This window comes from Polaribacter sp. BM10, from assembly GCF_002005425.1.
GTDB lineage: Bacteria > Bacteroidota > Bacteroidia > Flavobacteriales > Flavobacteriaceae > Polaribacter > Polaribacter marinaquae.
The window spans coordinates 666361-692986 of record NZ_CP019704.1; the positions used below are offsets into that span (position 1 = coordinate 666361).

At 28.6% G+C, this 26626-nt stretch carries 26 protein-coding genes; 17 read left to right on the forward strand and 9 right to left on the reverse strand.

Features of this window, described 5'->3' with window-relative positions; all coding sequences use genetic code 11:
* The first annotated feature begins 110 nt into the window (after positions 1 to 110).
* The 11 genes from BXQ17_RS02805 (at position 111) to hisIE (ending at position 10684) form a co-directional block, all read left to right on the forward strand.
* Positions 111 to 1109 carry a PLP-dependent cysteine synthase family protein gene (locus tag BXQ17_RS02805; RefSeq protein ID WP_077809177.1) on the forward strand — a complete coding sequence of 333 codons (999 nt, stop codon included), beginning with the start codon at positions 111 to 113 and terminating at the stop codon, positions 1107 to 1109.
* Between the two features lie 87 nt (positions 1110 to 1196).
* Positions 1197 to 2444 carry a pyridoxal phosphate-dependent aminotransferase family protein gene (locus BXQ17_RS02810; protein ID WP_077809178.1) on the forward strand — a complete coding sequence of 416 codons (1248 nt, stop codon included), beginning with the start codon at positions 1197 to 1199 and terminating at the stop codon, positions 2442 to 2444.
* Between the two features lie 332 nt (positions 2445 to 2776).
* Positions 2777 to 3634: an ATP phosphoribosyltransferase gene (gene hisG, locus BXQ17_RS02815; RefSeq protein WP_077809179.1), complete on the forward strand. Its 858-nt coding sequence runs from the start codon at positions 2777 to 2779 to the stop codon at positions 3632 to 3634.
* Between the two features lie 152 nt (positions 3635 to 3786).
* Positions 3787 to 5067: a histidinol dehydrogenase gene (hisD, locus tag BXQ17_RS02820; RefSeq protein ID WP_077809180.1), complete on the forward strand. Its 1281-nt coding sequence runs from the start codon at positions 3787 to 3789 to the stop codon at positions 5065 to 5067.
* A gap of 37 nt (positions 5068 to 5104) precedes the next feature.
* Positions 5105 to 6160 carry a histidinol-phosphate transaminase gene (gene hisC / locus BXQ17_RS02825; RefSeq protein ID WP_077809181.1) on the forward strand — a complete coding sequence of 352 codons (1056 nt, stop codon included), beginning with the start codon at positions 5105 to 5107 and terminating at the stop codon, positions 6158 to 6160.
* A 39-nt stretch (positions 6161 to 6199) separates the two neighbouring features.
* The gene (hisB, locus tag BXQ17_RS02830; RefSeq protein ID WP_077809182.1) at positions 6200 to 7339 is read left to right on the forward strand and encodes a bifunctional histidinol-phosphatase/imidazoleglycerol-phosphate dehydratase HisB; all 1140 of its coding nucleotides are present in this window, start codon (positions 6200 to 6202) and stop codon (positions 7337 to 7339) included.
* Positions 7340 to 7393: 54 nt separating this feature from the next.
* Positions 7394 to 7975, forward strand: a complete 582-nt coding sequence (gene hisH, locus BXQ17_RS02835; RefSeq protein WP_077809183.1) for an imidazole glycerol phosphate synthase subunit HisH — start codon at positions 7394 to 7396, stop codon at positions 7973 to 7975.
* Between the two features lie 71 nt (positions 7976 to 8046).
* Positions 8047 to 8784 (forward strand): 1-(5-phosphoribosyl)-5-[(5-phosphoribosylamino)methylideneamino]imidazole-4-carboxamide isomerase, encoded by a 738-nt coding sequence (gene hisA, locus BXQ17_RS02840; protein ID WP_077809184.1) that lies wholly within the window; start codon positions 8047 to 8049, stop codon positions 8782 to 8784.
* 65 nt (positions 8785 to 8849) lie between these two features.
* A complete protein-coding gene (hisF, locus tag BXQ17_RS02845) occupies positions 8850 to 9605 on the forward strand; it encodes an imidazole glycerol phosphate synthase subunit HisF (RefSeq protein WP_077809185.1) in 756 nt (251 codons plus the stop codon).
* An 18-nt stretch (positions 9606 to 9623) separates the two neighbouring features.
* A complete protein-coding gene (locus BXQ17_RS02850; RefSeq protein ID WP_077809186.1) occupies positions 9624 to 10085 on the forward strand; it encodes a GNAT family N-acetyltransferase in 462 nt (153 codons plus the stop codon).
* Positions 10085 to 10684, forward strand: a complete 600-nt coding sequence (gene hisIE, locus BXQ17_RS02855; RefSeq protein ID WP_077809187.1) for a bifunctional phosphoribosyl-AMP cyclohydrolase/phosphoribosyl-ATP diphosphatase HisIE — start codon at positions 10085 to 10087, stop codon at positions 10682 to 10684. The genes BXQ17_RS02850 and hisIE overlap by 1 nt, the downstream gene beginning before the upstream one ends.
* Before the next feature lie 6 nt (positions 10685 to 10690).
* Here the strand turns inward: hisIE and BXQ17_RS02860 are convergent, their stop codons facing one another.
* Both BXQ17_RS02860 and BXQ17_RS02865 read right to left on the reverse strand, forming a co-directional pair.
* The gene (locus BXQ17_RS02860; protein ID WP_149025852.1) at positions 10691 to 11185 is read right to left on the reverse strand and encodes a hypothetical protein; all 495 of its coding nucleotides are present in this window, start codon (positions 11183 to 11185) and stop codon (positions 10691 to 10693) included.
* 74 nt (positions 11186 to 11259) lie between these two features.
* On the reverse strand, positions 11260 to 12756 hold the full coding sequence (locus tag BXQ17_RS02865) for a hypothetical protein (RefSeq protein ID WP_077809189.1): 1497 nt from the start codon (positions 12754 to 12756) through the stop codon (positions 11260 to 11262).
* Between the two features lie 150 nt (positions 12757 to 12906).
* Between BXQ17_RS02865 and yiaA the strand changes: the two genes are divergently transcribed.
* Complete coding sequence (yiaA, locus tag BXQ17_RS02870) at positions 12907 to 13395, forward strand: inner membrane protein YiaA (RefSeq protein ID WP_077809190.1); 489 nt, start codon at positions 12907 to 12909, stop codon at positions 13393 to 13395.
* Between the two features lie 106 nt (positions 13396 to 13501).
* Here yiaA and BXQ17_RS02875 read toward each other — a convergent pair whose 3' ends face one another.
* The 3 genes from BXQ17_RS02875 to BXQ17_RS02885 all read right to left on the reverse strand — a co-directional run bounded on the left by BXQ17_RS02875 (position 13502) and on the right by BXQ17_RS02885 (position 15965).
* A complete protein-coding gene (locus BXQ17_RS02875) occupies positions 13502 to 14452 on the reverse strand; it encodes a DUF5694 domain-containing protein (protein ID WP_077809191.1) in 951 nt (316 codons plus the stop codon).
* A gap of 93 nt (positions 14453 to 14545) precedes the next feature.
* Positions 14546 to 15355 (reverse strand): LytTR family DNA-binding domain-containing protein, encoded by an 810-nt coding sequence (locus BXQ17_RS02880; RefSeq protein ID WP_077809192.1) that lies wholly within the window; start codon positions 15353 to 15355, stop codon positions 14546 to 14548.
* Positions 15336 to 15965 (reverse strand): TMEM175 family protein, encoded by a 630-nt coding sequence (locus BXQ17_RS02885; protein ID WP_077809193.1) that lies wholly within the window; start codon positions 15963 to 15965, stop codon positions 15336 to 15338. Before BXQ17_RS02885 ends, BXQ17_RS02880 begins: the two co-directional genes overlap by 20 nt.
* A 210-nt stretch (positions 15966 to 16175) precedes the next feature.
* Here BXQ17_RS02885 and BXQ17_RS02890 point away from each other — a divergent pair, with 210 nt between their 5' ends.
* The gene (locus BXQ17_RS02890) at positions 16176 to 17099 is read left to right on the forward strand and encodes an EamA family transporter (protein ID WP_077809194.1); all 924 of its coding nucleotides are present in this window, start codon (positions 16176 to 16178) and stop codon (positions 17097 to 17099) included.
* Here BXQ17_RS02890 and BXQ17_RS02895 read toward each other — a convergent pair.
* Positions 17089 to 17985, reverse strand: coding sequence for a geranylgeranylglycerol-phosphate geranylgeranyltransferase (locus BXQ17_RS02895; RefSeq protein ID WP_077809195.1), 897 nt, complete (start codon positions 17983 to 17985; stop codon positions 17089 to 17091). The two genes, BXQ17_RS02890 and BXQ17_RS02895, sit on opposite strands and share 11 nt — an antisense overlap.
* 1 nt (position 17986) lies before the next feature.
* Positions 17987 to 18451: an SsrA-binding protein SmpB gene (smpB, locus tag BXQ17_RS02900; protein WP_077809196.1), complete on the reverse strand. Its 465-nt coding sequence runs from the start codon at positions 18449 to 18451 to the stop codon at positions 17987 to 17989.
* A gap of 101 nt (positions 18452 to 18552) precedes the next feature.
* Here smpB and BXQ17_RS02905 point away from each other — a divergent pair, with 101 nt between their 5' ends.
* Complete coding sequence (locus BXQ17_RS02905; protein WP_077809197.1) at positions 18553 to 19293, forward strand: DUF6503 family protein; 741 nt, start codon at positions 18553 to 18555, stop codon at positions 19291 to 19293.
* A gap of 79 nt (positions 19294 to 19372) precedes the next feature.
* Here BXQ17_RS02905 and BXQ17_RS02910 read toward each other — a convergent pair whose 3' ends face one another.
* Both BXQ17_RS02910 and clpB read right to left on the reverse strand, forming a co-directional pair.
* Positions 19373 to 19870 (reverse strand): histidine phosphatase family protein, encoded by a 498-nt coding sequence (locus BXQ17_RS02910; RefSeq protein WP_077809198.1) that lies wholly within the window; start codon positions 19868 to 19870, stop codon positions 19373 to 19375.
* Between the two features lie 93 nt (positions 19871 to 19963).
* Complete coding sequence (gene clpB, locus BXQ17_RS02915; RefSeq protein ID WP_077809199.1) at positions 19964 to 22573, reverse strand: ATP-dependent chaperone ClpB; 2610 nt, start codon at positions 22571 to 22573, stop codon at positions 19964 to 19966.
* 162 nt (positions 22574 to 22735) lie between these two features.
* Between clpB and ytxJ the strand changes: the two genes are divergently transcribed.
* From ytxJ to BXQ17_RS02930, 3 genes are all read left to right on the forward strand, one after another.
* Positions 22736 to 23137 carry a bacillithiol system redox-active protein YtxJ gene (gene ytxJ, locus BXQ17_RS02920; protein WP_077809200.1) on the forward strand — a complete coding sequence of 134 codons (402 nt, stop codon included), beginning with the start codon at positions 22736 to 22738 and terminating at the stop codon, positions 23135 to 23137.
* Between the two features lie 60 nt (positions 23138 to 23197).
* Positions 23198 to 24748, forward strand: coding sequence for a DEAD/DEAH box helicase (locus tag BXQ17_RS02925; RefSeq protein WP_077809201.1), 1551 nt, complete (start codon positions 23198 to 23200; stop codon positions 24746 to 24748).
* Between the two features lie 484 nt (positions 24749 to 25232).
* Positions 25233 to 26624 carry an arginine decarboxylase gene (locus BXQ17_RS02930; protein ID WP_077809202.1) on the forward strand — a complete coding sequence of 464 codons (1392 nt, stop codon included), beginning with the start codon at positions 25233 to 25235 and terminating at the stop codon, positions 26622 to 26624.
* The last annotated feature ends 2 nt before the right edge of the window (positions 26625 to 26626 follow it).

Here is a 26626-nt window from a genome sequence, read left to right on the forward strand (position 1 = left end):
AATTTTAATTCAATTTCGTAATTCAAAACGAAAATGTACTTTTGCAGACGGTAAAAAGACAATCAAACATCATTATTTATCGGTAATGATGTTTTATTTATGCATGTAGAATGGTAAAGAATAGCGCAATTAATAATAGTATTTTAGAATTAGTAGGAGAAACACCGTTAATTAAACTTCGTAATATCACAAAGAATTTTAAAGGTAATTTTTTTGCTAAAGTAGAAGCTTTTAATCCTGGCCACTCATCAAAAGACAGAATTGCGTTACATATTATTAATGATGCAGAAAAAAAAGGGATTCTTAAAAAAGGAGCTACAATTGTAGAAACAACTTCGGGTAATACCGGTTTTAGTTTAGCAATGATAAGTATTGTTAAAGGATACAAATGTATTTTAGCAGTTAGCGATAAATCTTCTCAAGATAAAATTGATTTGTTAAAAACAATGGGAGCAGAAGTGCACGTTTGTCCTGCAAATGTTGCTGCAGATGACCCTAGATCTTATTACGAAGTTGCTAAAGCAATTCATAAAAAGACAAAGAATTCTGTTTACATCAATCAATATTTTAACGAGTTAAATATTGAAGCGCATTATAGATCTACCGGACCAGAAATTTGGAAACAAACAGAAGGTAAAATTACACATCTTGTTGCAGCAAGCGGAACAGGAGGAACTATTTCTGGAACAGGTAAGTACTTAAAAGAACAAAATCCTGATATTAAAATTCTTGGTGTAGATGCCGTTGGTTCTGTTTTAAAGAAATTTCATGAAACAGGTGAATTCGATGTAAATGAGATCAAACCATACAAAATAGAAGGTTTAGGAAAAACGTTAATTCCTACAGCAACAGATTTTGATGTGATTGATGTTTATGAAAAAGTTTCAGACAAAGATGCTGCATTTGCCGCAAGAGATATTGTAAAACAAGAAGGTTTGTTTTGTGGTTATACAAGTGGCGCTGTAATGCAGGCTACCAAACAATATGATGCTATGAACTTTTTTGACAAAGACAGCTTTGTTGTAGTAATTTTTCCTGATCACGGTTCTAGATATTTAAATAAAATTTACAACGATTCTTGGATGAAAAATCAAGGGTTTTTAGATTAATTTTTTTCTTTTTTTGCTCTTTTTAGCTTAATTGTATAAACTGTTAAAATTTGTTAACTTTGCAAACTTCAAAAAACAGAAGACAAAATGACGACAGATTTATTTGATAGAATTGTAAAAGATAAAGGCCCTTTAGGTAAATGGGCAGATAAAGCAGAAGGATATTATGTTTTTCCAAAGCTAGAAGGACCAATTTCTAATAGAATGTCTTTCAACGGAAAAAAAGTAGTTACTTGGAGTATTAATGATTACTTAGGTTTAGCAAATCATCCTGAAATACTAAAAGTTGACGGAGAAGCTGCATTAGAACACGGTATGGCTTACCCAATGGGTGCTAGAATGATGTCTGGTCACACGCCTTTACACGAACAATTAGAAAGAGAATGTGCAGAGTTTGTTGATAAAGAAAAAGCATATTTATTAAATTTTGGTTACCAAGGTATTATGTCTGCAATAGACGCGTTGGTTACTAAAAACGATATCATTGTTTATGATATGGATACGCACGCTTGTATTATCGATGGCGTTCGTTTACATTCTGGTAAACGATTTGTATATCGTCATAACGATATGGAAAGTTTCGAGAAAAACATTAAACGTGCCTCTAAAATGGCAGAAAAAACAGGAGGAGGAATTCTTGTAATTTCTGAAGGTGTTTTCGGAATGAGAGGAGAGCAAGGTCGTTTAAAAGAAATAGTTGCATTTAAAAAAGAATATAATTTTAGACTTTTAGTTGATGATGCGCATGGTTTTGGTACATTAGGTAAAGACGGTAGAGGTACTGGTTTTGAACAAGGAGTACAAGATGATATCGATGTTTACTTTGCAACTTTTGCAAAATCTATGGCAGGTATTGGTGCATTCTTAGCCGGTGATGCAGATGTAATACAATATTTACAATATAATTTAAGATCTCAAATGTTTGCAAAATCTTTACCAATGGCAATGGTAAAAGGTGCATTAAAACGTTTAGATATGATTAGAACAATGCCAGAGTTAAAAACTAAATTGTGGGAAAACACAAATGCGTTACAATCTGGTTTAAGAAACGCTGGTTTCGATTTAGGTACAACACAAACATGTATTACTCCGGTATTCTTAAAAGGAGATATTCCTGAAGCAATGGCTATGGTAAACGATTTAAGAGAAAATCACGGAATCTTTTGTTCTATTGTTGTATATCCCGTGATACCAAAAGGATTAATTATTTTAAGATTAATACCAACTGCAACACATACTCAAGAAGATATAGACGAAACAATTACTGCTTTTTCTGCAATTAGAGAAAAATTAGAAAACGGTACTTACAAGAAAATAGCAGCTCAAATTGCTTAATTCTTGTACATATACAATATTAAAAACAGCACAAATAAGTGCTGTTTTTTTTGTTTTAAATTTCAACAAAAAATTAAATTTTGATAAATATTCAACTTTAATTAAAATTTTACAGATATAGTTTGTTTAATTGAAAATAAATTTAGAATATTTGCATATATAAAAAAAGAACATGAATTTTATTCAATCACATCATCATCATTTTTACAATTGCAATCAAGCGATATAAAAATGTATTGAATAAAATCAAGATATTTATAAACCCGTTTGAGCAAATCAAGCGGGTTTTTTCATTTTAAAACCGTATTTGTTCAAACATCAAATAAAACAAAATGAGTAATTTAAGAATTGCAGTACAAAAATCAGGAAGGTTAAACGAAGATTCAATGAGAATCTTAAAAGACATCGGTATTTCTATCGATAATGGTAAAGATCAATTAAAAGCAGCAGCCAGAGATTTTCCGGTAGAGGTATTTTATTTAAGAAATGGCGATATTCCTCAATACTTAAAAGATGGTGTTGTAGATGCAGCTATTATTGGCGAAAATGTATTAATAGAAAAAGGAAGCGATATCGAATTTGTAGAGCGTTTAGGTTTTTCTAAATGTAAAGTTTCTATTGCTGTGCCAAAAGATTCTAATGCAAACTCTTTAAAAGATTTAGCAGGTAAAAGAATAGCAACATCATATCCAGAAACAGTAAAAAAGTTTCTAAAAGCACAAAACATCGATGCACAATTACACCAAATTAATGGTTCTGTAGAAATTGCACCAAATATTGGTTTAGCAGACGGAATTTGTGATATTGTTTCTAGTGGAAGTACGTTGTTTAAAAATGGTTTAAAAGAAATAGAAGTTCTTTTAAAGTCTGAAGCAGTTTTAGCTGTTTCACCAAAAATTTCTGAAGAAAGAAAAGCAATTTTAGATAAAATTCAATTTAGAATTCAGTCTGTTTTAAAAGGTAGAAACTCTAAATATGTATTGTTAAATGCACCAAACGATAAATTAGAAGATATTTTAAATTTATTACCAGGCATGAGAAGTCCTACTGTTTTACCATTAGCAGAAAAAGGTTGGAGTTCTGTGCACACAGTTATCAATAAAAATGAATTTTGGGAAATTATAGATGAACTTAAGGCAAATGGTGCAGAAGGAATTCTAGTTTGTCCAATCGAAAAAATGGTACTTTAAACTCGTTTCAGTATTTAAAAGAGAAATAAAAATGTTTTTTTGGGCGTTTTAACGGGCTTTTCGCACTCGCTTTTTTTCAGAAAAAGAAAAAAGAGCTCAAACAATTGCTTCAATCCCTAACGCTAGAGCACATTTATAAGAGATAGTAAATTATGAAAATCATTAATAATCCATCAAAAAAAGATTGGAATAAAATTTTAGAAAGACCAACAAAAACCGTTGATGATATCGAAGGTGTTGTAAATGAAGTTTTTTTAGATGTACAAAAAAACGGAGATGCAGCTGTTGATAAATACACAACTAAGTTTGATGGTGTTTCTTTAGATAATACATTGGTTTCTTCAAGTGAAATAGAAGAAGCAATTGCATTAGTTTCTTCAGAATTAAAAGAAGCAATACAATTAGCAAAGACGAATATTACAAATTTTCATAAAGCTCAAAAAACGGATAAAGTTTCTGTAGAAACAGCAAACGGAGTTTCTTGTTGGCAAGAAAAAAGAGCCATTCAAAAAGTTGGTTTATATATTCCCGGAGGTACAGCACCTTTATTTTCTACCGTATTAATGCTTGCAATTCCAGCACAAATTGCGGGTTGTAAAGAAATTGTATTATGTTCTCCGCCAAATAAAGAAGGTAAAATAAATCCGGCAATTTTATTTGCAGCCAATTTATGTGGTGTTACTAAAATTATAAAAGTTGGCGGAATTCAAGCAATTGCGGGTTTAACTTTTGGTACAGCAACTATACCGCAAGTTTATAAAATTTTCGGGCCAGGAAACCAATTTGTTACTGTGGCCAAACAACTTTCTACAAAGTTTGGGGTTGCCATAGATATGCCAGCAGGACCAAGTGAATTATTAGTAGTAGCAGATGATGCAGCTAATGCAAGTTATGTAGCATCAGATTTATTAAGTCAAGCAGAACATGGTGTAGATAGTCAGGTTATTTTAGTTTCTACATCAGAAAAATTAATAGCAGAAGTTTCAAAAGAAGTAGAGAGTCAACTTGATAAATTACCAAGAAAAGAAATTGCGTCTAAAGCCATTGCAAACTCGAAATCTATTTTTGTAGAAAATGATAAAATTGCTTTAGAATTAATTAATGAATACGGGCCAGAACATTTTATAGTTTGTACAAGTGATAATGATTTTTATGTTGATAATATAGAAAATGCAGGTTCTGTTTTTATAGGAAACTATACACCAGAAAGTGCTGGTGATTATGCATCTGGTACAAACCATACGTTACCAACAAATGGTTTTTCTAAATCGTATTCTGGTGTAAATTTAGATAGTTTTACAAAAAGTATTACTTTTCAGAAAATTTCTAAAGAAGGTATAAAAACTATTGGTAATGCAATAGAATTAATGGCAGAAGCAGAAGGTTTACAAGCGCATAAAAATGCAGTTTCTATTCGTTTAAAAGATTTGTAAAATAAATAATGTTGCTCTTTATTAGAGTTATTTTGGTATGAAAACAAGTAAAATTATTAGTGATTTAGTTAGAGATAACATCAAAGGAATAAAACCATACTCTTCGGCAAGAGATGAGTATAAAGATGTTGCTACAACAGAAATGATTTTTTTAGACGCAAATGAAAATCCTTTCGAAAATGGTGTAAATAGATATCCAGATCCTCAGCAAAACTCTGTAAAAGATTTATTAGCCACAATTAAAAATGTTTCAAAAGAAAATATTTTGTTGGGTAACGGAAGTGATGAGGTTTTAGATCTAATTTTTAGAGCATTTTGCGAACCAAATAAAGACAATATTATAACATTACCGCCAACTTACGGTATGTACAATGTGCTGGCAAATATCAATGCAATAGAAAACAGAGAAGTTTTATTAGATGACAATTTTCAACCAAAAGTTTCACAAATTTTAAAAACTGCAGATAATAATAGTAAAATTTTATTTTTATGTTCGCCAAATAATCCAACAGGTAATAGTTTTACAGTGCCAGCGGTTAAAGAATTATTGATAAAGTTTAAAGGTTTAGTAGTTTTAGATGAAGCTTACATAGATTTTTCTGAAGAAGAAAGTTGGTTGCAAAGCTTGCAAAAATATCCTAATTTAATAGTAACTCAAACACTTTCTAAAGCATACGGTTTAGCAGGAATACGTTTAGGTATTTGTTATGCATCAACAGAAATAATCAATATTTTAAATACCATAAAACCACCATATAACGTAAACGAATTAACGCAACAAAGAGCTATAAGTCGTTTGCAAAAAATAAATGAAATTGATAATGAAATTTCTCAATTAAAAAGTGAAAGAGATCGCTTAAAAAAGGAACTAGAATGTTGTGTCGATTTTATTGAAAAGGTATATCCTTCTGATGGAAATTTTTTATTGATAAAAGTAGATAATGCCACAAAACGATACAATCAATTAATAGAATTAGGTGTAGTTATTAGAAATAGAACAACACAACCGCTTTGCGAAAACTGTTTAAGAATAAGTGTTGGTGTTTGCGAAGAAAATCAAAAATTATTAAGAGCTTTAAAATCTCTTGTGTAAAGTAATTCTGAGTTTTAGAATTCGATAAAATTTATTAATATGAGTAAAAAAGTACTATTTATAGACAGAGACGGAACTTTAGTTTTAGAACCGCCAGTAGATTACCAATTAGATAGTTTAGAAAAGTTAGAATATTATCCTAAGGTTTTTAGATACATGGCAAGAATTGCCGAAGAATTAGACTTTGAGTTGGTTATGGTAACCAATCAAGATGGTTTGGGTACAGATTCTTTTCCAGAAGATACCTTTTGGCCTGCACAAAACAAGGTGATTTCTGCTTTTGAAAAAGAAGGTGTTGTTTTTTCTGAAGTTTGCATAGACAAAACCTTTCCGCATGAAAATGCAGAAACAAGAAAGCCAAGAACTGGTTTGTTAACTAAATATTTTTCTGAGGATTATGATTTAGAAAATTCTTTTGTTTTAGGTGATAGAATCACAGATATGGAATTAGCAAAAAATCTTGGTGCTAAAGGAATCTTTTTATCAGAAAACCCAGAATTAGGCGCTGATGAAATTGAAACTTCAAAACAAGAAATTCTTGATTGTATTGCTCTAACTTCTACAGATTGGAAAGAGATTTATGAGTTTTTAAAATTAGAAGATAGAGTATCAGAAATTACTAGAAATACCAATGAAACTAAAATTTATATCAAGTTAAATTTAGACGGTTCTGGTAAAAATGATATTGATACAGGTGTTAAGTTTTTCGATCATATGTTAGATCAAATTGGTCGTCATGGCGCAATGGATTTAACAGTTAAAGTTGACGGCGATTTAGAAGTAGACGAGCATCATACTATAGAAGATACAATGATAGCTTTAGGTGAATTATTTCATAAGGCGCTTGGTAATAAATTAGGTATAGAACGCTACGGTTTCTGTTTACCAATGGATGATTGTTTAGCGCAAGCTGCTGTAGATTTTGGAGGAAGACCTTGGTTGGTTTGGGAAGCAGATTTTAAACGAGAAATGATTGGAGACATGCCAACAGAAATGTTTTTACATTTATTTAAATCGTTTACAGATGGTGCAAAATGTAACTTAAATATAAAGGCAGAAGGCGATAACGAGCATCATAAAATAGAAGGAATTTTTAAAGCTTTTGCAAAAGCAATGAAAATGGCCGTAAAAAGAGATGCAAACAAAATGTTTTTACCATCTACAAAAGGAGTGTTATAAAATTGCCTTTAGCTGTTAGTTGTTTGCTGATAGCCAAAAGTTAAAAGTAAAAAAATGAAAGTAGTAATTATAGATTACGGAGCGGGAAATATTAAAAGTATTCAGTTTGCTTTTAAACGATTAAGTTTAGATGCTGTTTTATCTAATAATATTGATGAAATAAAAGCTGCTGATAAAGTTATTTTTCCTGGAGTAGGAGAAGCAAGTTCTGCAATGAAAATGCTAAAAGAAAGCGGTTTAGATAAAGTAATTCCTACTTTAAAACAACCTGTTTTGGGTATTTGTTTAGGTATGCAATTAATGTGTAATTCATCCGAAGAAGGCAACACAAAAGGTTTAGGTATTTTTGATGTTGATGTTAAAAAGTTTTCTAAAGCTGTAAAAGTCCCACAAATGGGATGGAATGTAATTTATAATCTAAATTCAGATTTATTTACAGGAATTAAAGAAAAAGAATTTATGTATTTGGTACATAGTTTTTATGCAGAAAATTGTAAAGAAGCAATAGCAACTACAGATTACGAATTAGAATATGCTTCTGCATTGCAAAAAGATAATTTTTACGGAGTACAGTTTCATCCAGAGAAGTCATCAAAAGCAGGTGAACAAATTTTAAAAAACTTTCTAAATTTATAAAATTATGCCTTTTGCTATTTGCATTTAGCAGTTCGCTAAAAGCCAAAAGCCAAAAGCTAAAAACTAAAAGAATGAGAATAATTCCAGCCATAGATATTATAGACGGAAAATGTGTTCGTTTAACAAAAGGAGATTACGATACAAAGAAAATTTATAACGAAAATCCGTTAGAAGTTGCTAAAGAATTTGAAGATGCAGGTATCGAATATTTACATGTTGTAGATTTAGATGGCGCAAAAGCAAGTCAAATTATTAATTATAATGTGTTAGAACAAATTGCCTCTAAAACAAATTTAAAAATTGATTTTGGTGGTGGTTTAAAATCTGATAAAGATTTAGAAATTGCTTTTAATTCTGGCGCAAATCAAATTACAGGCGGAAGTATTGCCGTAAAAAATAAAGAAATTTTTGAAAGTTGGATTGCTAAATACGGATCAGAAAAAATTATTTTAGGTGCCGATTTTTATCCTGATAATTCCGGAGGCAAAATAGCAACCAATGGTTGGCAAGAAGAAAGTTCTTTAGAATTAATACCGTTTATTGCTGATTATCAAAAAAAAGGAATTCAGTATGTAATTTGTACAGATATTTCTAAAGACGGTATGTTGCAAGGACCAAGTTTTGAAATGTATAAGCAAATATTAACCGAAGTACAACCTTTAAAATTAATTGCATCTGGCGGAATTTCTTCTTTTGATGAAATTCCAAAATTAGCAGAAAATGGTTGCGAAGGAGTAATTATAGGTAAAGCGATTTATGAGAATAAAATCAGTTTAAAACAATTAGAAAACTTTATAATAAAAAAATAGTGATTTGCTTTTAGCAGTTTGCTATTTGCAAAGAGCCAAAAGCCAAGAACCAAAAGCTATAAATAATGTTAACAAAAAGAATAGTGCCTTGTTTAGATATTAAAAACGGAAGAACTGTAAAAGGTGTAAATTTCGTAAATTTAATAGATGCAGGAGATCCGGTGGTTTTAGCAAAACAATATGCAGAATTAGGTGCAGACGAATTGGTTTTTTTAGATATTGCTGCAACGTTAGAAAATAGAGGAACCACCTTAGACATGGTTTTAAAAGTAGCCGAACAAGTAAACATACCGTTTACAGTTGGTGGCGGAATTTCTTCTGTAGAGCATGTAGACAAATTATTACAATGTGGCGCAGATAAAGTTTCTATAAATTCTTCTGCAGTAAAAAGACCCGATTTAATTAACGAATTAGCAGATAAATTTGGTAGCCAATGTGTTGTTGTTGCTATTGATGCGAAACAAATTAATGGCGAATGGTTTGTGCACTTGGCAGGCGGAACAATACCTACAGATATCAAACTATTTGACTGGGCAAAAGAAGTAGAAAAACGTGGCGCAGGAGAAATATTATTTACTTCTATGGACCATGATGGCACAAAAGCAGGTTTTGCAAATGAAGCATTGGCGTATTTATCAGAAACACTAAACATACCAATTATTGCTTCTGGTGGCGCTGGTTCTATCGAGCATTTTGCAGATACTTTTACTAAAGGAAAATCTGATGCAGCACTTGCAGCAAGTGTTTTTCATTTTGGTGAAATACCAATTTTAGAATTAAAGGAAGCTTTAAAAAAACAAAATATACCAGTAAGAATTTAAGTTCTAAATTTTACCAATATGAAAGATTTAGAGTTTATAAAATATCAAGATCAATATCATAAAGAGTTTAAAAGTATAAATTTACATTGGTTAAAGAAATTTGAACTTTATGAAAAAGCAGATGATCTGTTATTAGATAATCCTAGTTTATTTATAAAGAATGGTGCACATATATTTTTAGCTAGAATAAATAATGAAATTGTTGGAACTATATGTTTAAATCCTATAAATAATAATAGTAGTGAAATTTTAAAATTAGCCGTTATTGATGGTTATAAAGGTTTAGGAATAGGTTATAAATTAATGCAAATTTGTATTGATTTATGTAAACAAAATAATGTTGAAAAAATTGTTTTAGAATCTAGTACAAAATTAGAAAAAGCTCTAAGTTTATATGAAAAATTAGGCTTTAAGCATGTAGAAATTAAGGATACACATTTTGTAACTGCGGATATAAAAATGGAATTAAAATTAAGATAATGAATATAGATTTCAATAAAAATAATGACGGATTAGTGCCAGCTATTATTCAGGATGCGACAACAAAAAATGTTTTGATGTTGGGGTATATGAATGAAGAGGCGTTTAACAAAACAAAAGAAACAAAGTTAGTCACTTTCTTTTCTAGAACTAAAAATCGTTTGTGGACTAAAGGTGAAGAGAGCGGAAACACTTTAAATCTAGTTGATATAAAGCTAGATTGCGATAATGATACACTTCTTATTCAAGTAAACCCAAATGGACCAACTTGTCATACAGGAACAGATACTTGTTGGAAAGAAGAAAATACACCAAATTATGGTTTCTTTTCTACTTTAGAAAATGTAATCACAGAAAGAGTTGCAAATAAAGACACAAAGAAATCTTATGTTGCCAGTTTGTTTTCTAAAGGAATTAATAAAGTAGCCCAAAAAGTAGGTGAGGAGGCAGTAGAAACTGTTATTGAAGCAATGGATAACAATGACGACTTGTTTTTGTATGAATCTGCAGATTTAATGTTTCATTATTTAATGTTGTTACAAGCAAAAGGATTTACATTGAAAGATATTGAAGCAGAGTTGATAAAAAGGCAGAAATAAACTTTGTTAATTAGCAGTAAAAACAATTGTTTTGCCATAATTATTAGGCGCATCGCCTGAAGCAAAAATCATTTTTGTTTCTGAAAATTCTTTTAATTCTAATATAAATAAACGGGTTTTAAAATTATTCTCTAAACTTTCTCCACGAGAAACGTTTAGAAATATTTTGCCCGTTTTTTCGTAAAAATTTAAAGTGAATGTAGCGTATTGTTCTGTAGGATTAGGATAGAAACAAGATGTGTTGCCTAATGTGGCTTCAACTTGTTCTTTATTATGATAAAAAGTAAAAGTGTCATCTACATAACAATCATTAAACTCACTTAATATATCATTTGCAAAATTTAAATAAAATTGATTTACTGTCCAGGTTTTAGAAGAATCATCATTTATTTTTTTTAAATCTGCTGCTGTATATTTAAAATCTATTTCGTTGTTTTCTTTACTGCAATTAAACAATAATAATGTGGTGAAAATAGAAAGTAATACATAGATTTTTTTCATGATTGTTGATTTTACATAGTTTTTAACCAACTATTATGCCAAGAGCATATAATCACATTTTACATGTAAATAAGTTAATTATTTATCAAATTTAAAGTAACAAAATAAATATTTTGTTTGGTCATTTTTGCTTTTAACCAAGCGTAAAAACTCATTAAGAAAATATCTTCATTATTTCTATTTATCCAATTAAATGATTTTTCTACTCTATTGTAGAATTCAATAGTTGTAGCTATTTCTGGTTTTTTATAATAGATTTCAATCAATTTTAAATAAGAGATTACTCTTTCTTGATTTATTGCAGATAAATGTTTAAAATAATTTCTTTTAAAACTTACAAACCTAGAATCTACCAAATCAATATTTCCTAAATCAATATGAAGTAAAATTTCTATAAGATTTTTTTTAATGGTCCATACAATTCCTGCTTTATCTATATACCAATTATCAGTATGATAAAAAGTAGCCAACAAATTTTTAGCTTTTTCTAAAGACTCATTTTGATAATAATAAACAATAAGTGAAAGTAAAATGTCTAATTGAGAAACAAGATTTACGTTTTTATTAGTAATATAAGGTTCTAAAAGCTCTATGGCTTTTTCTTGTTGATTATGATAGTTGTAATTTAAACTCAATAATAAATGATAATTTGGAGCAAAATCAGAATAATATTTTTGCTTTTTTTCATTCATATAAAAATACATTAATGCTAAATACTTCTTAGATTCTGTAAATTTTTTGCTTCTAAAAAGCGCATTTGCAATAAGGTATAACACTTCTATATGATAGTAAAGCTGTTTGTCTTTAGATGTATGATGCTTGATAATAGCATAAGTGTTTACCAGAAATTTTTCAATATTCCAGTAATCAAATTTTTGCGCTGAAGAAATGCTAGTAATTTTAATTATTTGATATAAAGATTTGAATGATAAGGAATCTGAAATGATAATATTTTGCTCTTTTAAAACATTTTCAATCAGTGTTTTGATATCTTCTTTTGATTTTTGCTGTTGATATTCGGCTAATGAAATTCTAATTTTAGCACAAGCAATATTAATGTTATCTTCTATAATTAACTGCTTTTGATTGTCATTAAAAGTGGAAATAAGATTATCAAAATTTAAAGTTTTATTTAAATGAGCATATTCAATTTTAGTGTGATAAATTTCGTTTAAAATTGTATAAAGTTGATGTTCATTAGCAATATTTTCAGTTTTGTCTAAAATTTGATATCCAATTTTAATTTGTCCTTTTTTAAGGAAATTTCTTGCAGAAAGAATGTATTTAATCAATTGTATGTCAATTGAATTTTCTTCTTTCATACTTAGATTTGCTGTAAAATCAATCAAAGACTTAAATAACCTTTTTCTTAAAGCGTGTAATGCTACTTTATTTTGTTTGCCATATAATTTCTGAGAAATCTCTGTAGAAGAAAAGTTGTCCGACAATAAAAGACGAACTAACTGAATGTTTTTTGCATCTTTCCTTTTGTTCTTTTTCTCTAAGTATAAAATAAACTCTTGCTGGTTTTCTTTGGTAAAAGTTTCTAATATTTCTTTTAAATTTATCATTATATCGTCAGTAAAATATATGTAAATATACTTATTTATTGTTTTACTTGTGTTATTGGTTATTTTTAATCGTCAGTAATTGGTTCAAATTAAATTCTAAGAACTTCAAAACTGTCGCAAATTTGTATCATAATTATTAAACTAAAAATTATGAATTATCAAACAACAGTTTCATCGAAAGAAGAGACTAAGAACAAAAGAGCAAAGAACAAATTAAAAAATGAATTGAACCAAAAACCAACAGCTGCTTATGTAGGTGCAACTTGGGGAGTTGTAATTATTGGGTTACTTTCTTATTGTATTGGGCTCTGGAATGCAACCATGCAGTTAAATGAAAAAGGGTATTATTTTGCTATTCTTTTAATGGGAATTTATGCTGTTATTTCTCTACAAAAAGCAGTAAGAGATAAAGCAGAAGACATCAAAGTGAGCGAAATGTATTATGGTATTAGTTGGGTTATTGTAATCGCATCTTTACTATTATTAATAGTTGGACTGAGAAATGCTGATTTACTTTTAAGTGAAAAAGGATTCTACGCCATATCTTACTTATTAAGTTTATTTGGTGCAATTACTGTTCAAAAAAATACTAGAGATCTTGATTTTATCAAAACTAAAACTGAAGAAGAAAATAGTTAGTTTGATAATGGTTTGTAAACCAAAACCTCATAAGTTTAAGCTTATGAGGTTTAAAAAATAAACGATCAAAAATATTGTGAGCGTTTTCTAAGTAAAAATAGAAAGTTTAATACTCATTCATTAGAATTACTTTAAGGTTAGGATAGTTTTTTTTAAACTCTTTTTCTAAACCAATTACATGTGCTGCACCAACAATAATAATATTTTTTGTTTTTTTAGAACCTAAAATTTGTTCAGCAATGTTTTTAGCCATTCTCATATTTCTTTCGTCAAAATATTTCCTTCCTTCTTTACAGCCTTCAGTGTCTTTAATCACATAAGAAAATGAAGCCATATCATGCAATTGCTGCAATGATTTTCTTTTATTTGTATGTTTGCCCAATTTTCTAAAAATAGCAGGCAAAATAGCGCTATTATAACTTTTTTTATACAATTTAGAATTTGCTGTGTTATTGCCATTTTTAGCACCTTCCTTACTACACTTATTCCAAGCTAAATGGTATTCTTTATTGGTTTGTTGATCATCCATATTAATCACTTTTTTATGATTCATAGCTAATGCTAATTTATATGTCAAATCTCCATCTTCATGTCTTGTTGGGTTTTTAGATCCATTTACACCATATTTTTTTAAATAGGTGTATAATTCATAGTTTCCATTATCTCTTTTGTAAATAAATGATTTAATAAGGTGATCTAAATCATCATCACTCATACTTGAAAAATCTTTTCCAATAGTAGCGTTAAATTTAACGTTGTTATAATTAAAAGTCTTTTGTAAAGAATCTGATAATTTGTAAAATTTTTGATATCCTTTAGACCAACCTTTTTTTAAATATTCCCAAGAAATAGAATCATTGGCCATTGGCGATTCTACATAGATTGCTTCTGGTTTGTATTTTTTTGCAAATCGTAACATAGGTTTGTAGCTATTTTTTGCAATTTTAGGTACTGTGTGCATTGTGCCAACAATTAAAATTTCTTGTTGATTTTCTTGACTTGATAAATTAGAATTTGATAAAATAAATACGATAATTAATGTAATTAGAGTTTTCATAATGAGGTTTTAATTGATTAAACTTTCTGATACAAAACTATAAACTAATCAACAATAAACTCAGTATTTATAAGTGTTTGGGGCGAAATACAGCTATTCTGTGGTAGAATTTAAAATGCTTTTTACATTATTTTGATACGTTTTAGAAACGGGTACTTCTATGTGGTGAAATAAGAGAATAAATAGTTTGCTTTTTTCTGTTTTCCATTGTAAAAAGTGATAAGGATTTATCAAATAAGAACGATGAGTTCTTAATAATTCTGGAAACTCATTTGCAATCACAGAAAGTTTATTTCTAATTAAAGTCTTCTTTAAAATAGAACCATTTAAATAAAAAACTTCTATATAATTGTCTGATGATTGTATGCAAATTACATCATTAAAAAGTAAACGCAATCCTTCGTAATTACCTTCGCCTTTTATTTCAATTTTTTTTGCTTCAGTTTTTTTATTTTTATATTTTCCAAAAGCAAATCTTCCAAAAATAACAATTGGTAAAATTGTTAAAAAAGCAGGTATTAAAATTGCTTTTAAGTGATAGCCTAAAGTATATGGGTATGGTTCTCCGGGTACTACTGCATATAAATAAAATAACCTTGCAGCTATAATACTTATTATAACATAAATTAATAGAAATAATATTTCTGATATAACATACCAATTTTCTTTGTATTTTTTAAATAAAATCTGTTGTATTGGTATAAATACCAAATAACAAGTTCCTACCAACAATCCATATAAAGACATGTAAAGTGGCATTTCATCATCTTTAAATTGATTAACGTCAAAAGGTTCTGTGTAAAACAAGAATATAAACACCCAAATAGACAAACCAAAAGCAACAATACAATGGTTTTTTATTGATGGATCAAAAGGATATTTTCTATACAATAGTTTTTTCACTAATTAGTTTTTTTTTGTAAATCTTAACTAAGATAGCTTCTAATATAAAAATAAATAAGAATAACAACCTAGCAAACATTGGAAGTAAAAAAGCAAAAATACCAGCCAAAACCCAAATAATAAATGCAATTAAAGCTCGGTATTTAAAATATTTGGCTAAAACGGGGGTTATGCCAGTTAAACCTTTTTCTTTTTTAGGAATGTAAATGTTAAGCAAATAATTAAAAAAACCAATTGCAGATAAGTTAAAGCAGTAAAAAGCAAATGGGCCTTTTAACATAAAGCCTCTAACATAAAACGCAGTTGAAAAAGGGAGAAGAACTATAAAAAATAAAAGGAAAATATTGTATCGTAATACCTTTTTATTTATTGTAGAAACATATTTCATAATTCTCATATGTGCTACCCAATATAAAGCTATCACAATAAAACTAACTATTAGACCAATAATACTTGGAATTCTATTTTGTAGAATTTGTAAAGTATCTGCTGCTTTTAACTCTTTATAAGTTGGTGCTACAATGTCTAAGACTAAAAGTGTAATTGCAATAGAAAAGACAGCATCACTAAAACTTATTACACGTTGTTTATCAAAAATTTCTCCTTTCATTTATTCAAATAAATATATAAAATTAAATACACTATTTCTAAAATTTCTTAAAAATAGGTTTAAAATATATTTATAAGAAGATAAAACTTATAATCTCTTTAAAATAATTTTAATGTTTAGTTATAATTTCTTTATCAGTATAAGAACTGACGAAAATTTATGCATTGTTTATTTTTAATAGTAGTATTTTCGTTGTTTAAATTTAAATAGATGTTTTTAAAAAATTCTAAAATATTAATAGTTCTCGCTTTTTTTACAATTTACGTTGTTTGGGGGTCTACATATTTGTTTAATAAAATCGCTGTAACTGCTTTACCAGCTTTTTTTATGGCATCTGTAAGGTTTTTAATTTCTGCAGTTTTAATACTTATAATTTCTAAAATTATGAAGTTAAACTTAAAAATCTCTAAAAAGCAATTAATTAACTGTGCTGTTTCTGGATTCTTTTTTTTAGTTTATGGTAACGGAGTTTTTGTTTGGGCTTTAAAATATGTAGACAGTGGTTTTGCTGCATTATTGGCTGCTACACAACCATTGTTTGTGCTAATTTTATTAAGATTGATAGATAGAAAACCAATGCAAAGACAATCGATTATTGGTGTTGGTTTAGGTATAGTAGGCATGTATCTTTTGGTTAGTCAGAAATCAATTACAACTTCAGAAGGTAGTTTGTTGGGTATCTTTATGATTCTTACATGTGTGTTAAGTTGGGCTTATGGTGGTGTTTTTGTTTCTAAAGCAGATTTACCCAAAAACTTTTTTGTAACTACAGGATATCAAATGCTGTTTGCTGGATTGTTATTATTATTGATGAGTTTTTCTTTTAATGAAACAATGTCTTCTCCTTTAAATTGGGCAATAGAAGTTCAGTTTTCTGTAATTATGCTAATAATTTTTGGAAGTATTATTGCTTTTACAGCTTTTAATTATTTACTAAAAGTAGTTTCTACAGAAAAAGTAGCAACTTCTGCATACGTGAATCCTATTGTGGCTTTAGTTTTAGGTTGGTATTTTTTAGACGAAGAATTAACCACTCAATCTATAATTGCATCTGTAGTTTTGTTATCTGGAGTTTACTTTATCACTTCAAGAAAAAGAAAAGTGAAAAATGTTACAGGTACTTCTAAAACCTAAATAAAAGCATCGATAAAATTCCTAAAAACATAATAATTTTTAGTAAATTACTAATAATACTATAGTTTTTTTTAGTTCTTGCAAACCAAATTTTATATAATAAATAGAGTAGTGGTAGGCAAATAAAGAGTAAAATATACCAAAAGAATAATGATTCGTTTTTTATTGATTGTAAGATAATTAGTATAAAAACTAACATTATAGAACTGATAAAAAAAGCAATTCTTGCAGATCTTTTTCTTCCTATAAGAATAGGCAATGTTTTAGCTTTTATTTTTAAATCTCCGTTTACATCTTCAATATCTTTTATAATCTCTCTAATTAATGTTGTTGTAAAAGAAAAGAACAAATAAATAGCAATTATTAAATCAGAAGAAATTTTTGAACTAGGTTCTAAATTTGTGCTAATAAATTCGAATTCAGAAACTAAAAAAATCACTAAAGCACATAAGAAACTTACAATAAGATTACCAATTAAAGCGATTTTTTTAAAACTTTTAGAATAGAAGAATAGGATGATCGCAGTTACAATAAAATATAATGAGTTTAAAGGTGTATTTGTTGCGATGGAAACAATAATACCAAGAGCTAAACCAAAGATGTTAAGTAAAATATAAAAAGACCAAGCTTTTTTAATCGAAAAGTTTTTATCTAAGAATAATTTTGATGGCTTGTTTATTTTATCAGTTTCAATATCAAGAATATCATTTATAATATATCCGCTTGCTGTAATTAAAAGTACAGCGGTCGTTAAAATAATAAAATTGAAATGCGATAATAATGTATTTGAAGAGTGAGATTCTAATAATGCGTATTTAGTTAAAACCATTGTTAATAAAACCATTAAGAGGTTTTTATAACGAATTAGTTTTAAAAAAACAGGCATTTTAGTTGAAGTTCTTTTTAATTCTAGCTAAATCTCTTTTATTATCTCTGTCTTTTAGCGTATTTCTTTTGTCGTGAATTTGTTTTCCTTTGGCTAAGGCAATTTCTAGTTTTGCAAATCCTCTATCATTAATAAATAACCTTAAAGGTACAATTGTATTTCCTTTTGCTTCTACATCTTTTTTTAAACTACGTAATTCTCGTTTGTTTAATAACAATCTACGTTCGCTTTTTGGCTTATGATTAAAATGATGCCCAAACATGTATTCTTGTATATACATATTCACAATAAACAATTCTCCGCGATCATTAAACTCGCAAAAACTCTCTGTAATTCTTGCTTGACTTAATCTTATAGATTTAATTTCTGTTCCGGTTAATTGAATTCCGGCCACAAATTTATCTAGAATTTCAAATTCGAATCTCGCTTTTTTATTCTGTATGTTTATTTTTTTCTGTACAGCCATAGACTGATTTTTTGTTTAAAAATTTTTAACAAAGATACATTTTTACATTCGGGAAAGAAACGTAATTTTGAATTCTATTCTAGAACTAATATTCTTATAAAATGAAAAAAATAGTATTACTTTTTTTACTGCTTGCAATTTCTTGTAAACCTGCTAAGAAAGAGTTGAATGCACAAGAAATTATAGATAAAACAATGGTTTCTTCTGGTGCAGATAAAGTTAAAAACTCTAAAATTGGGTTTAAGTTTAGAGATGTTGATTACGCTGCGGTTCGTAAAAATGGAAATTTTGAGCTATTTCGATTTACAAATAATTCTGATCATAAAACTGTAGAAGATGTACTTTCTAATAATGGATTCAAGCGTTTTGCTGATGGTAAATTAGTTAAAACAAACGATTCTATAGCAAATGTTATTGCTAATGCGGTAAACTCTGTGCATTATTTTTCTGTTTTACCATTTGGTTTAAATGATAAAGCTGTTCATAAGAAATTATTACCATCATCAAAAGTTAAAGGTAAAGATTATTATAAAATTGAAGTTACTTTTTCTAAAGACGGAGGAGGAGAAGACTTTGAAGATGTATTTATTTATTGGATTGGGAAAGAAGATTTTTTAATTGATTACTTGGCATATTCTTACCACACAAACGGTGGTGGAAAACGTTTTAGAGCTTTAAAAGAAGAGTCAGTAAAAAACGGAATTCGTTTTGTCGATTTCGAAAATTACAAACCGTTGCATAAAGAAATTTCTCTTATTGATATTGATAAAGCTTTTGAAAAAAATGAGCTTAAAAAAGTATCAGAAATTATTTTAGAAAATATTGAGGTTAAATTACTTTAGTAGTTTAAAAATAAAAAAAGACTTGTAGTTTTATTGATATCTAATTACAAGTCTTTTTCTAGTATTAGAAACCATTATGCTAATCAATTTTTTCAATTTTACTAGTTTTATCATCACCTGAAATAGTAACAATAAATAAACTGGCATTGTCATTATCGCTCATGTTTTCATACATCTTTTTACCCAATATTCTATTTGTAAATACAGGTGTTGTGTTGCTATGACCAACAATTAACACTGTTTTACCTTTGGTATTTGCTTTAAATACAGAGTCGTACATTTTACCAGGATTGTAACTTGTAATATTTAAATTTTTACTGCTAGCAGTAGGTTTTGCAGTTTGTTGTGTTCTATTGTAATTTGTAGAATACACGGCATCTAAATCGATATTTTTAAAATATTCTGCCCATTTTTTAGCTCTTTTTAATCCATTTTCATTTAAATCTGGATTTTTATTACCGCTATCTGTTCTGTCTTTTTCTGCATGACGAATTAAATAGTAAGTTGTTGTTTCTTGAGAGTTACAAGAAACTAATAAACTAAAAATTAAGCCAATTACTAGAATATATTTTTTCATGATAATTTGTTTTGATGTACGAATATAAATAAAAAAAAAGCGATACTTATTAAAGTACCGCTTTCTGCTAACTAACTAATTAACCTAACTAAACTATAACTCTTCTACCAAATCTGATTGATTTCTAAACACTAATTTGTCATCAAAAGAATCTAAAAGAATAATACTATCTGTTGTGATTTTTCCTGATAGAATTTCTTTAGAAAGTTGGTTTAAAACTTCTTTTTGAATAACTCTTTTTACAGGTCTTGCACCAAATTCTGGTTGATATCCTTTTTTAGCCAAATAACTTATAGCTTCATCTGTAGCGTCTAATGTTATTTCTTGTTTCCCAATCATTTTCTTTAAACTTTCAATTTGAAGTTTTACAATCTCAAAAATGTCAGATTGTTTAAGTGGTGTAAACATAATTACATCATCAATTCTGTTTAAAAATTCTGGTCTAACAGATTGTTTTAAAAGGCCTAAAACTTCAATTTTAGCCAATTCTGTAACAGCTTCTAAATCTGCTTTAGGGTCGCTAAATTTCTCTTGAATTATATGACTTCCCATATTAGATGTCATAATAATTATGGTGTTTTTAAAATCTGCAACACGTCCTTTATTGTCTGTTAACCTACCTTCGTCTAAAACTTGTAATAAAATATTAAAAGTATCTGGATGCGCTTTTTCTATTTCATCTAAAAGCACCACAGAATAAGGTCTTCTTCTAACTGCCTCTGTAAGTTGCCCACCTTCATCATAACCTACATAACCAGGAGGCGCACCAACCAATCTACTAACAGAATGTTTTTCTTGATATTCACTCATATCAATACGAGTCATGGCATTTTCATCATCAAAAAGATATTCTGCCAATGCTTTTGCTAATTCTGTTTTACCAACACCTGTAGTACCTAAAAATAAAAAGCTACCAATTGGTTTGTTTGGGTTTTGCAAACCTGCTCTAGATCTTCTAACGGCATCAGAAACTGCAACAATTGCTTCTTCTTGACCTACAACTCTTTTGTGCAATTGTTGCTCTAGTTTTAATAATTTTTCTCTTTCAGATTGAATCATTTTTGTAACCGGAACACCTGTCCATTTTGCAACAACTTCTGCAATATCATCTAAAGTAACTTCTTCTTTAATCAAAGAACTTTCAGTTTGATTTTCTTGCAATGTTTTTTGTAAAAGCTCTAAATTTTCTTGAGCTTGTTTAATTTTACCATATCGCAACTCTGCAACTAAGCCATAATTACCCTCACGTTCTGCTTTTTCTGCTTCTAGTTTAAAGTTTTCTATTTCTAATTTTGCATTCTGAATATTATCGACTACTTCTTTTTCTGATTTCCATTTTGCATTAATTTCATTGCGTTCTTCTTTTAGATTTGCCAAATCAGAACGTAAAGATTTTAATTTAACTTCATCTTTCTCTCGTTTAATGGCTTCGATTTCAATTTCTAACTGCATAACTTTTCTATCTAAAACATCTAATTCTTCTGGTTTAGAATTGATTTCCATACGCAATTTAGATGCCGCTTCATCCATTAAATCGATGGCTTTATCTGGTAAAAACCTGTTGGTAATATATCTTTGAGATAATTCTACAGCACCAATAATGGCTTCGTCTTTAATGCGAACTTTATGGTGAGTTTCGTACTTTTCTTTAATTCCGCGTAAAATAGAAATAGCACTTTCTGTGTCTGGTTCATCAACTTGAACTTTCTGAAAACGTCTTTCTAATGCTTTATCTTTTTCAAAGTATTTTTGATATTCATCTAACGTAGTTGCACCAATTGCACGCAGTTCTCCTCGAGCCAAAGCAGGTTTCAAAATATTAGCAGCATCCATAGCGCCTTGTCCGCCTCCTGCGCCAACCAACGTATGAATTTCATCTATAAAAAGTACAATATCTCCATCAGAAGTTGTTACCTCTTTTATAACGGCTTTTAGGCGTTCTTCAAACTCACCCTTATATTTAGCACCAGCAATTAATGCGCCCATATCCAAAGAAAAAATTAATTTATCTTTAAGATTTTCTGGTACATCGCCATCTACAATTCTATGTGCTAAACCTTCTGCAATAGCTGTTTTACCAGTTCCTGGTTCCCCAACTAAAATAGGGTTGTTTTTAGTTCTACGAGATAAAATTTGTAGTAAACGTCTAATTTCTTCGTCTCGACCAATTACCGGATCTAGTTTGCCATCTTGCGCTAATTGATTTAAGTTTTTAGCAAATTTATTTAAAGAATTATACGTTTCTTCTTGTGATTGAGAAGTAACTCTTTCTCCTTTTCTTAATTCCTCTATTGCTGCTTTTAAATCTTTTTCACTTACACCTTGGTCTTTTAAAACTTGTGCGATATTACTTTTCGATTTAAAAATTGCTAAAATTAAATGTTCAATAGAAACATAATCATCTTTCATATTTTTAGCAATAATTGATGCTTCGTTTAAACTTTTACCAGCTTCTCTAGAAAGCATTAATTCTGCACCAGAAACTTTAGGTAAGCTTTCTAATTGTTTATCTAATACTTGCTCTAAAATTGCTGTATTTATATTTAATTTCTTTAATAGAAAAGGCAAAACATTTTCGTCTACTTGTGTTAATGCTTTAAATATGTGTTCATTTTCTATTTGATTATGACCAAAACCTTGCGCAATTTGCTGCGCCATTTGAATGGTCTCTTGCGATTTTGTTGTATAGTTATTAAAATTCATTTTCTATTTTTTTGTTTTTTTGATAAGATTAAAGCAATTTTAATACCATTAGATTATTTAACTTTAAATAGGTCAAAATGTCTGTAAATCACTTGTTTTAACTGACTTTTTGACTGATGAAAGTTTCTTATATTTGTATCGACAAAGTAAAAAAACAAGTAAATGGGTATATTTAACAACGTATTTGGAGGAAATAGTGATAAAAAATCAAAACCAGAAAAAAAGTCATATTTAAACTGGATTCCTTTAAATAGTATAGATCAATTAGAGATTATAGAGAAACAATCTGAAACGGAGGCTGTTTTAATTTTTAAACATTCTACTAGATGCGGAATTAGTAGTATGGTTATAAAACAGTTTGAAAACCTTTTTTTAGAAGAACATCAGAATTTAAAAGTCTATTATTTAGATTTATTAAGTTATAGAAACATTTCTGATGAAGTAGGGTATAAGTTTCAAATTATGCATCAATCACCACAACTAATTGTGGTAAAAAATGGTGTTTCTGTGCATAATACATCGCATTATGATATCACTCAAACAAACTTATCAAGATTTATATAGCTTAAATTTGGGAAAAACCTATTTTAAGTCTTACTTTTGTAGCTTAAAATTTTTAAACTTTTGGCAGAAACAAACACTTCACAAGTAAAGGTAGGAAAAGAATTATACGGATATCAAAAAGATGCACTTCAAGAGATTTTTAATCGTTTTGAAACTGCACCAAAAGATTATCATTTATTATATCAATTACCTACAGGAGGTGGTAAAACTGTTATTTTTTCTGAAATTGTTCGACGTTACATAGAAAAATTTCAGAAGAAAGTATTAGTTTTAACACACAGAATAGAATTAAGCAAGCAAACATCTAAGATGCTTAATGAGTTTGGTGTGCACAATAAAATTATTAATTCTACAGCCAAATTAGACGATCAAAACGATTTTAATTGTTTTGTTGCCATGGTAGAAACGCTAAAGAATAGACTTACAGATGATAAGTTAGATATTTCTGATATCGGTTTGGTTATTGTAGATGAAGCACATTATAACTCTTTTACCAAAATATTTAAGTTTTTTAATGATTCTTTTATTTTAGGTGTAACAGCTACTCCTTTAAGTTCCAACATTAAATTACCAATGTACGAGAACTACCAAGAACTTTTTGTAGGAGAACCAATTCATCACCTAATAGAAAGTGGTTATTTAGCACAAGCAAATATGTATTCTTATAATGTTGGTTTAACTTCTTTAGAAGTTGGTGCTAACGGAGATTATACAGTAAAATCTTCTGAAGATTTGTATATGAATACAGACATGCTTACTAAATTAGTAAGCGCTTACGAAGAAACAGCTAAAGGTAAAAAAACGCTTATTTTTAATAATGGTATTAATACTTCGATACAAGTATTTCATGCATTTAAAAAAGCGGGGTACCCAATTGCCCATTTAGATAATACAAATACTAAAAAAGAAAGAGAGCTTATTTTAAAGTGGTTTCATAAAACACCAAATGCTATTATTACTTCTGTAAGTATTTTAACTACAGGTTTTGATGAGCCAAGTATAGAAGCCATTATTTTAAATAGAGCAACAAAATCGCTTACTTTATATTACCAAATGATTGGTCGTGGTTCTCGTATTTTAGGAGATAAGAAAACTTTTGATGTTATCGATTTAGGTAACAACTTTCATAGATTTGGACCTTGGGGTGCAGATTTAGATTGGCAAAAAATGTTTAGAGCGCCAGATTATTATTTAGATTCTATACTTTCTGATGAAGAAATCGAAAGTACTTTTAAATACGAACTACCTGCAGATATTAAGAAAGAATTTGCAAAGTCTACAGATACTTATTTCGATATGAAAAAAGTATATATAGATACAATTAAAGCAGGTGAATCTTCGAAGCGAGTATTAGAAAAATCGATAGTACATCATGCAAAAATGTGTATCGAAAATAGTGAAGATGTTTTTGATGCTTTAATTTTAGCAAAAATGATAGGCGAAGAAATTGATGATAGAATTAATAGATATGCTAAATGTATTTCTAAAAGTACACACAATTTTGTTACTTGGTTAAAAGACGATTATCGAAAGAAATTAAATGCATATTTACGTGCAAATTTCGACGAAGATTTCGAAAAAATTCATGGGCATCCGCCAATTGAAGAATAAATATAAAAAGCTCTGTTAATTCAGAGCTTTTTTTTGTTTTAGACTTTTTTAAAGTAATTAAAAAACATTTTTTACATTAAATATTATTTTTTTTGATAATAATAAGTCAAAGAATCTTAGTGTTTAAAAGAAGAAATACTGTATATTAAATAAAAGTAAATTTTTTTTCACTTTTGTTTTTTGTATTGAAAAATAATATACATTTGATTAACTTATTTAATTAAAATGTTTAGTTTTTCTTATCTCGGAAATAATTTTCTAACGGAGAATGAAAATTATATCGCATTTTGGAAATGCAACGAAAAAATTAAGGTATCTCCATTTTCAATTCTTCAAGAATTGCAGCTTTTTTCTAAGTTGCATGTAGTTTACTTGCAAATATTACAGTGATAAACCCTTTTTTAAAAGGTTATAATATCTATTCTAAAACTTAAAAATGTTTTAGCTTAGACAGGTTTATCATACAATTAATTTAAAAATAAAAGTGAACACAAAATATAAAGATTTAATCGAACAAACGTTCGATTTCCCTCAAGAAGAATTTAAAACTGAAAACAATAAATTATTCTGGCACGGAATAAATTTAATGGAATTAACAGCCAAATATGGTGCACCGTTAAAATTTACCTACTTGCCAAAAATATCAGAAAACATCAATAAAGCAAAAGAATGGTTTGAAAATAGTATGCAAAAGCATAACTATAAAGCAGACTATTTTTATAGTTATTGTACTAAAAGTTCTCATTTTAAGCATGTTTTAAATGAAGCTTTAAAAAATGATATTCATATAGAAACTTCATCTGCTTTTGATATCGATATTGTCAAAAAATTAAAAGCAGAAGGTAAAATTAAAGACAACACATTTGTAATATGTAATGGATTTAAAAGGGATCAATACATTAAAAATATTGGTGATTTAATTAATTCTGATCATAAAAATGTGATTCCTATTATTGATAATTTTGAGGAGTTACCGTTGTTGCAAAAAGAAACAGAAAAACCTTTTAAGGTTGGTATTAGAATTGCATCCGAAGAAGAACCAAAATTCGAATTTTACACATCTAGATTAGGTATTGGCTATAAAAATATTGTTTCTTTTTATGAAAGAGAAATTGCTAATAATACACAAGTAGATTTAAAAATGCTACATTTTTTTATCAATACAGGTATAAAAGACAATGCTTATTATTGGAATGAGTTGATGAAGTGTTTAAACGTTTATATCAACCTTAAAAAAGTTTGTCCGTCTTTAGATAGTTTAAATATTGGTGGTGGTTTTCCCATTAAAAACTCTTTGGGTTTTGAATATGATTATCAATATATGATTGATGAAATTATCAATCAAATTAAATTGGCTTGCAAAGAAGCAAATGTAGATGTACCAAACATTTTTACAGAATTTGGAAGCTTTACTGTTGGCGAATCTGGCGCAGCTATTTATGAAATTTTATATCAGAAAAAACAAAACGATAGAGAAAGATGGAACATGATAAACTCGTCTTTTATTACAACGTTACCAGATTCTTGGGCAATAAATAAACGCTTTGTTATGCTGCCAATTAATAAGTGGAACAAGCAGTACGAAAGAGTTTTGTTGGGCGGTTTAACTTGCGATAGTGATGATTATTACAATTCTGAACAACACATAAACGGAATTTATTTGCCTGTTTATGAGAAGAATAATCCGTTATACATTGGTTTTTTTAATACCGGTGCATATCAAGAATCTATTGGTGGTTTTGGTGGTTTGCAACATTGTTTAATTCCGCACCCAAAACACTTATTAATCGATAGAGATGAAAACGGAGAATTAACTTTTAACGTTTTTAAAGAACAACAAAAAAGCAACGAATTATTATCAATATTAGGTTATTAAAA

Excerpts from the sequence above, each read along its gene's own strand:
- BXQ17_RS02885 (WP_077809193.1), bottom strand. The coding sequence starts at position 15,965 with ATGAAAGGAGAAATTTTTGATAAACAACGTGTAATAAGTTTTAGTGAT.
- hisG (WP_077809179.1), top strand. The coding sequence starts at position 2,777 with ATGAGTAATTTAAGAATTGCAGTACAAAAATCAGGAAGGTTAAACGAA.
- BXQ17_RS02905 (WP_077809197.1), top strand. The coding sequence starts at position 18,553 with ATGAAAAAAATAGTATTACTTTTTTTACTGCTTGCAATTTCTTGTAAA.
- hisIE (WP_077809187.1), top strand. The coding sequence starts at position 10,085 with ATGAATATAGATTTCAATAAAAATAATGACGGATTAGTGCCAGCTATT.
- BXQ17_RS02890 (WP_077809194.1), top strand. The coding sequence starts at position 16,176 with ATGTTTTTAAAAAATTCTAAAATATTAATAGTTCTCGCTTTTTTTACA.
- BXQ17_RS02895 (WP_077809195.1), bottom strand. The coding sequence starts at position 17,985 with ATGCCTGTTTTTTTAAAACTAATTCGTTATAAAAACCTCTTAATGGTT.
- BXQ17_RS02865 (WP_077809189.1), bottom strand. The coding sequence starts at position 12,756 with ATGATAAATTTAAAAGAAATATTAGAAACTTTTACCAAAGAAAACCAG.
- BXQ17_RS02810 (WP_077809178.1), top strand. The coding sequence starts at position 1,197 with ATGACGACAGATTTATTTGATAGAATTGTAAAAGATAAAGGCCCTTTA.
- hisD (WP_077809180.1), top strand. The coding sequence starts at position 3,787 with ATGAAAATCATTAATAATCCATCAAAAAAAGATTGGAATAAAATTTTA.
- hisH (WP_077809183.1), top strand. The coding sequence starts at position 7,394 with ATGAAAGTAGTAATTATAGATTACGGAGCGGGAAATATTAAAAGTATT.
- BXQ17_RS02860 (WP_149025852.1), bottom strand. The coding sequence starts at position 11,185 with ATGAAAAAAATCTATGTATTACTTTCTATTTTCACCACATTATTATTG.
- hisB (WP_077809182.1), top strand. The coding sequence starts at position 6,200 with ATGAGTAAAAAAGTACTATTTATAGACAGAGACGGAACTTTAGTTTTA.
- clpB (WP_077809199.1), bottom strand. The coding sequence starts at position 22,573 with ATGAATTTTAATAACTATACAACAAAATCGCAAGAGACCATTCAAATG.
- hisA (WP_077809184.1), top strand. The coding sequence starts at position 8,047 with ATGAGAATAATTCCAGCCATAGATATTATAGACGGAAAATGTGTTCGT.
- hisF (WP_077809185.1), top strand. The coding sequence starts at position 8,850 with ATGTTAACAAAAAGAATAGTGCCTTGTTTAGATATTAAAAACGGAAGA.
- yiaA (WP_077809190.1), top strand. The coding sequence starts at position 12,907 with ATGAATTATCAAACAACAGTTTCATCGAAAGAAGAGACTAAGAACAAA.
- BXQ17_RS02910 (WP_077809198.1), bottom strand. The coding sequence starts at position 19,870 with ATGAAAAAATATATTCTAGTAATTGGCTTAATTTTTAGTTTATTAGTT.
- BXQ17_RS02805 (WP_077809177.1), top strand. The coding sequence starts at position 111 with ATGGTAAAGAATAGCGCAATTAATAATAGTATTTTAGAATTAGTAGGA.
- smpB (WP_077809196.1), bottom strand. The coding sequence starts at position 18,451 with ATGGCTGTACAGAAAAAAATAAACATACAGAATAAAAAAGCGAGATTC.
- BXQ17_RS02875 (WP_077809191.1), bottom strand. The coding sequence starts at position 14,452 with ATGAAAACTCTAATTACATTAATTATCGTATTTATTTTATCAAATTCT.
- BXQ17_RS02850 (WP_077809186.1), top strand. The coding sequence starts at position 9,624 with ATGAAAGATTTAGAGTTTATAAAATATCAAGATCAATATCATAAAGAG.
- hisC (WP_077809181.1), top strand. The coding sequence starts at position 5,105 with ATGAAAACAAGTAAAATTATTAGTGATTTAGTTAGAGATAACATCAAA.
- ytxJ (WP_077809200.1), top strand. The coding sequence starts at position 22,736 with ATGGGTATATTTAACAACGTATTTGGAGGAAATAGTGATAAAAAATCA.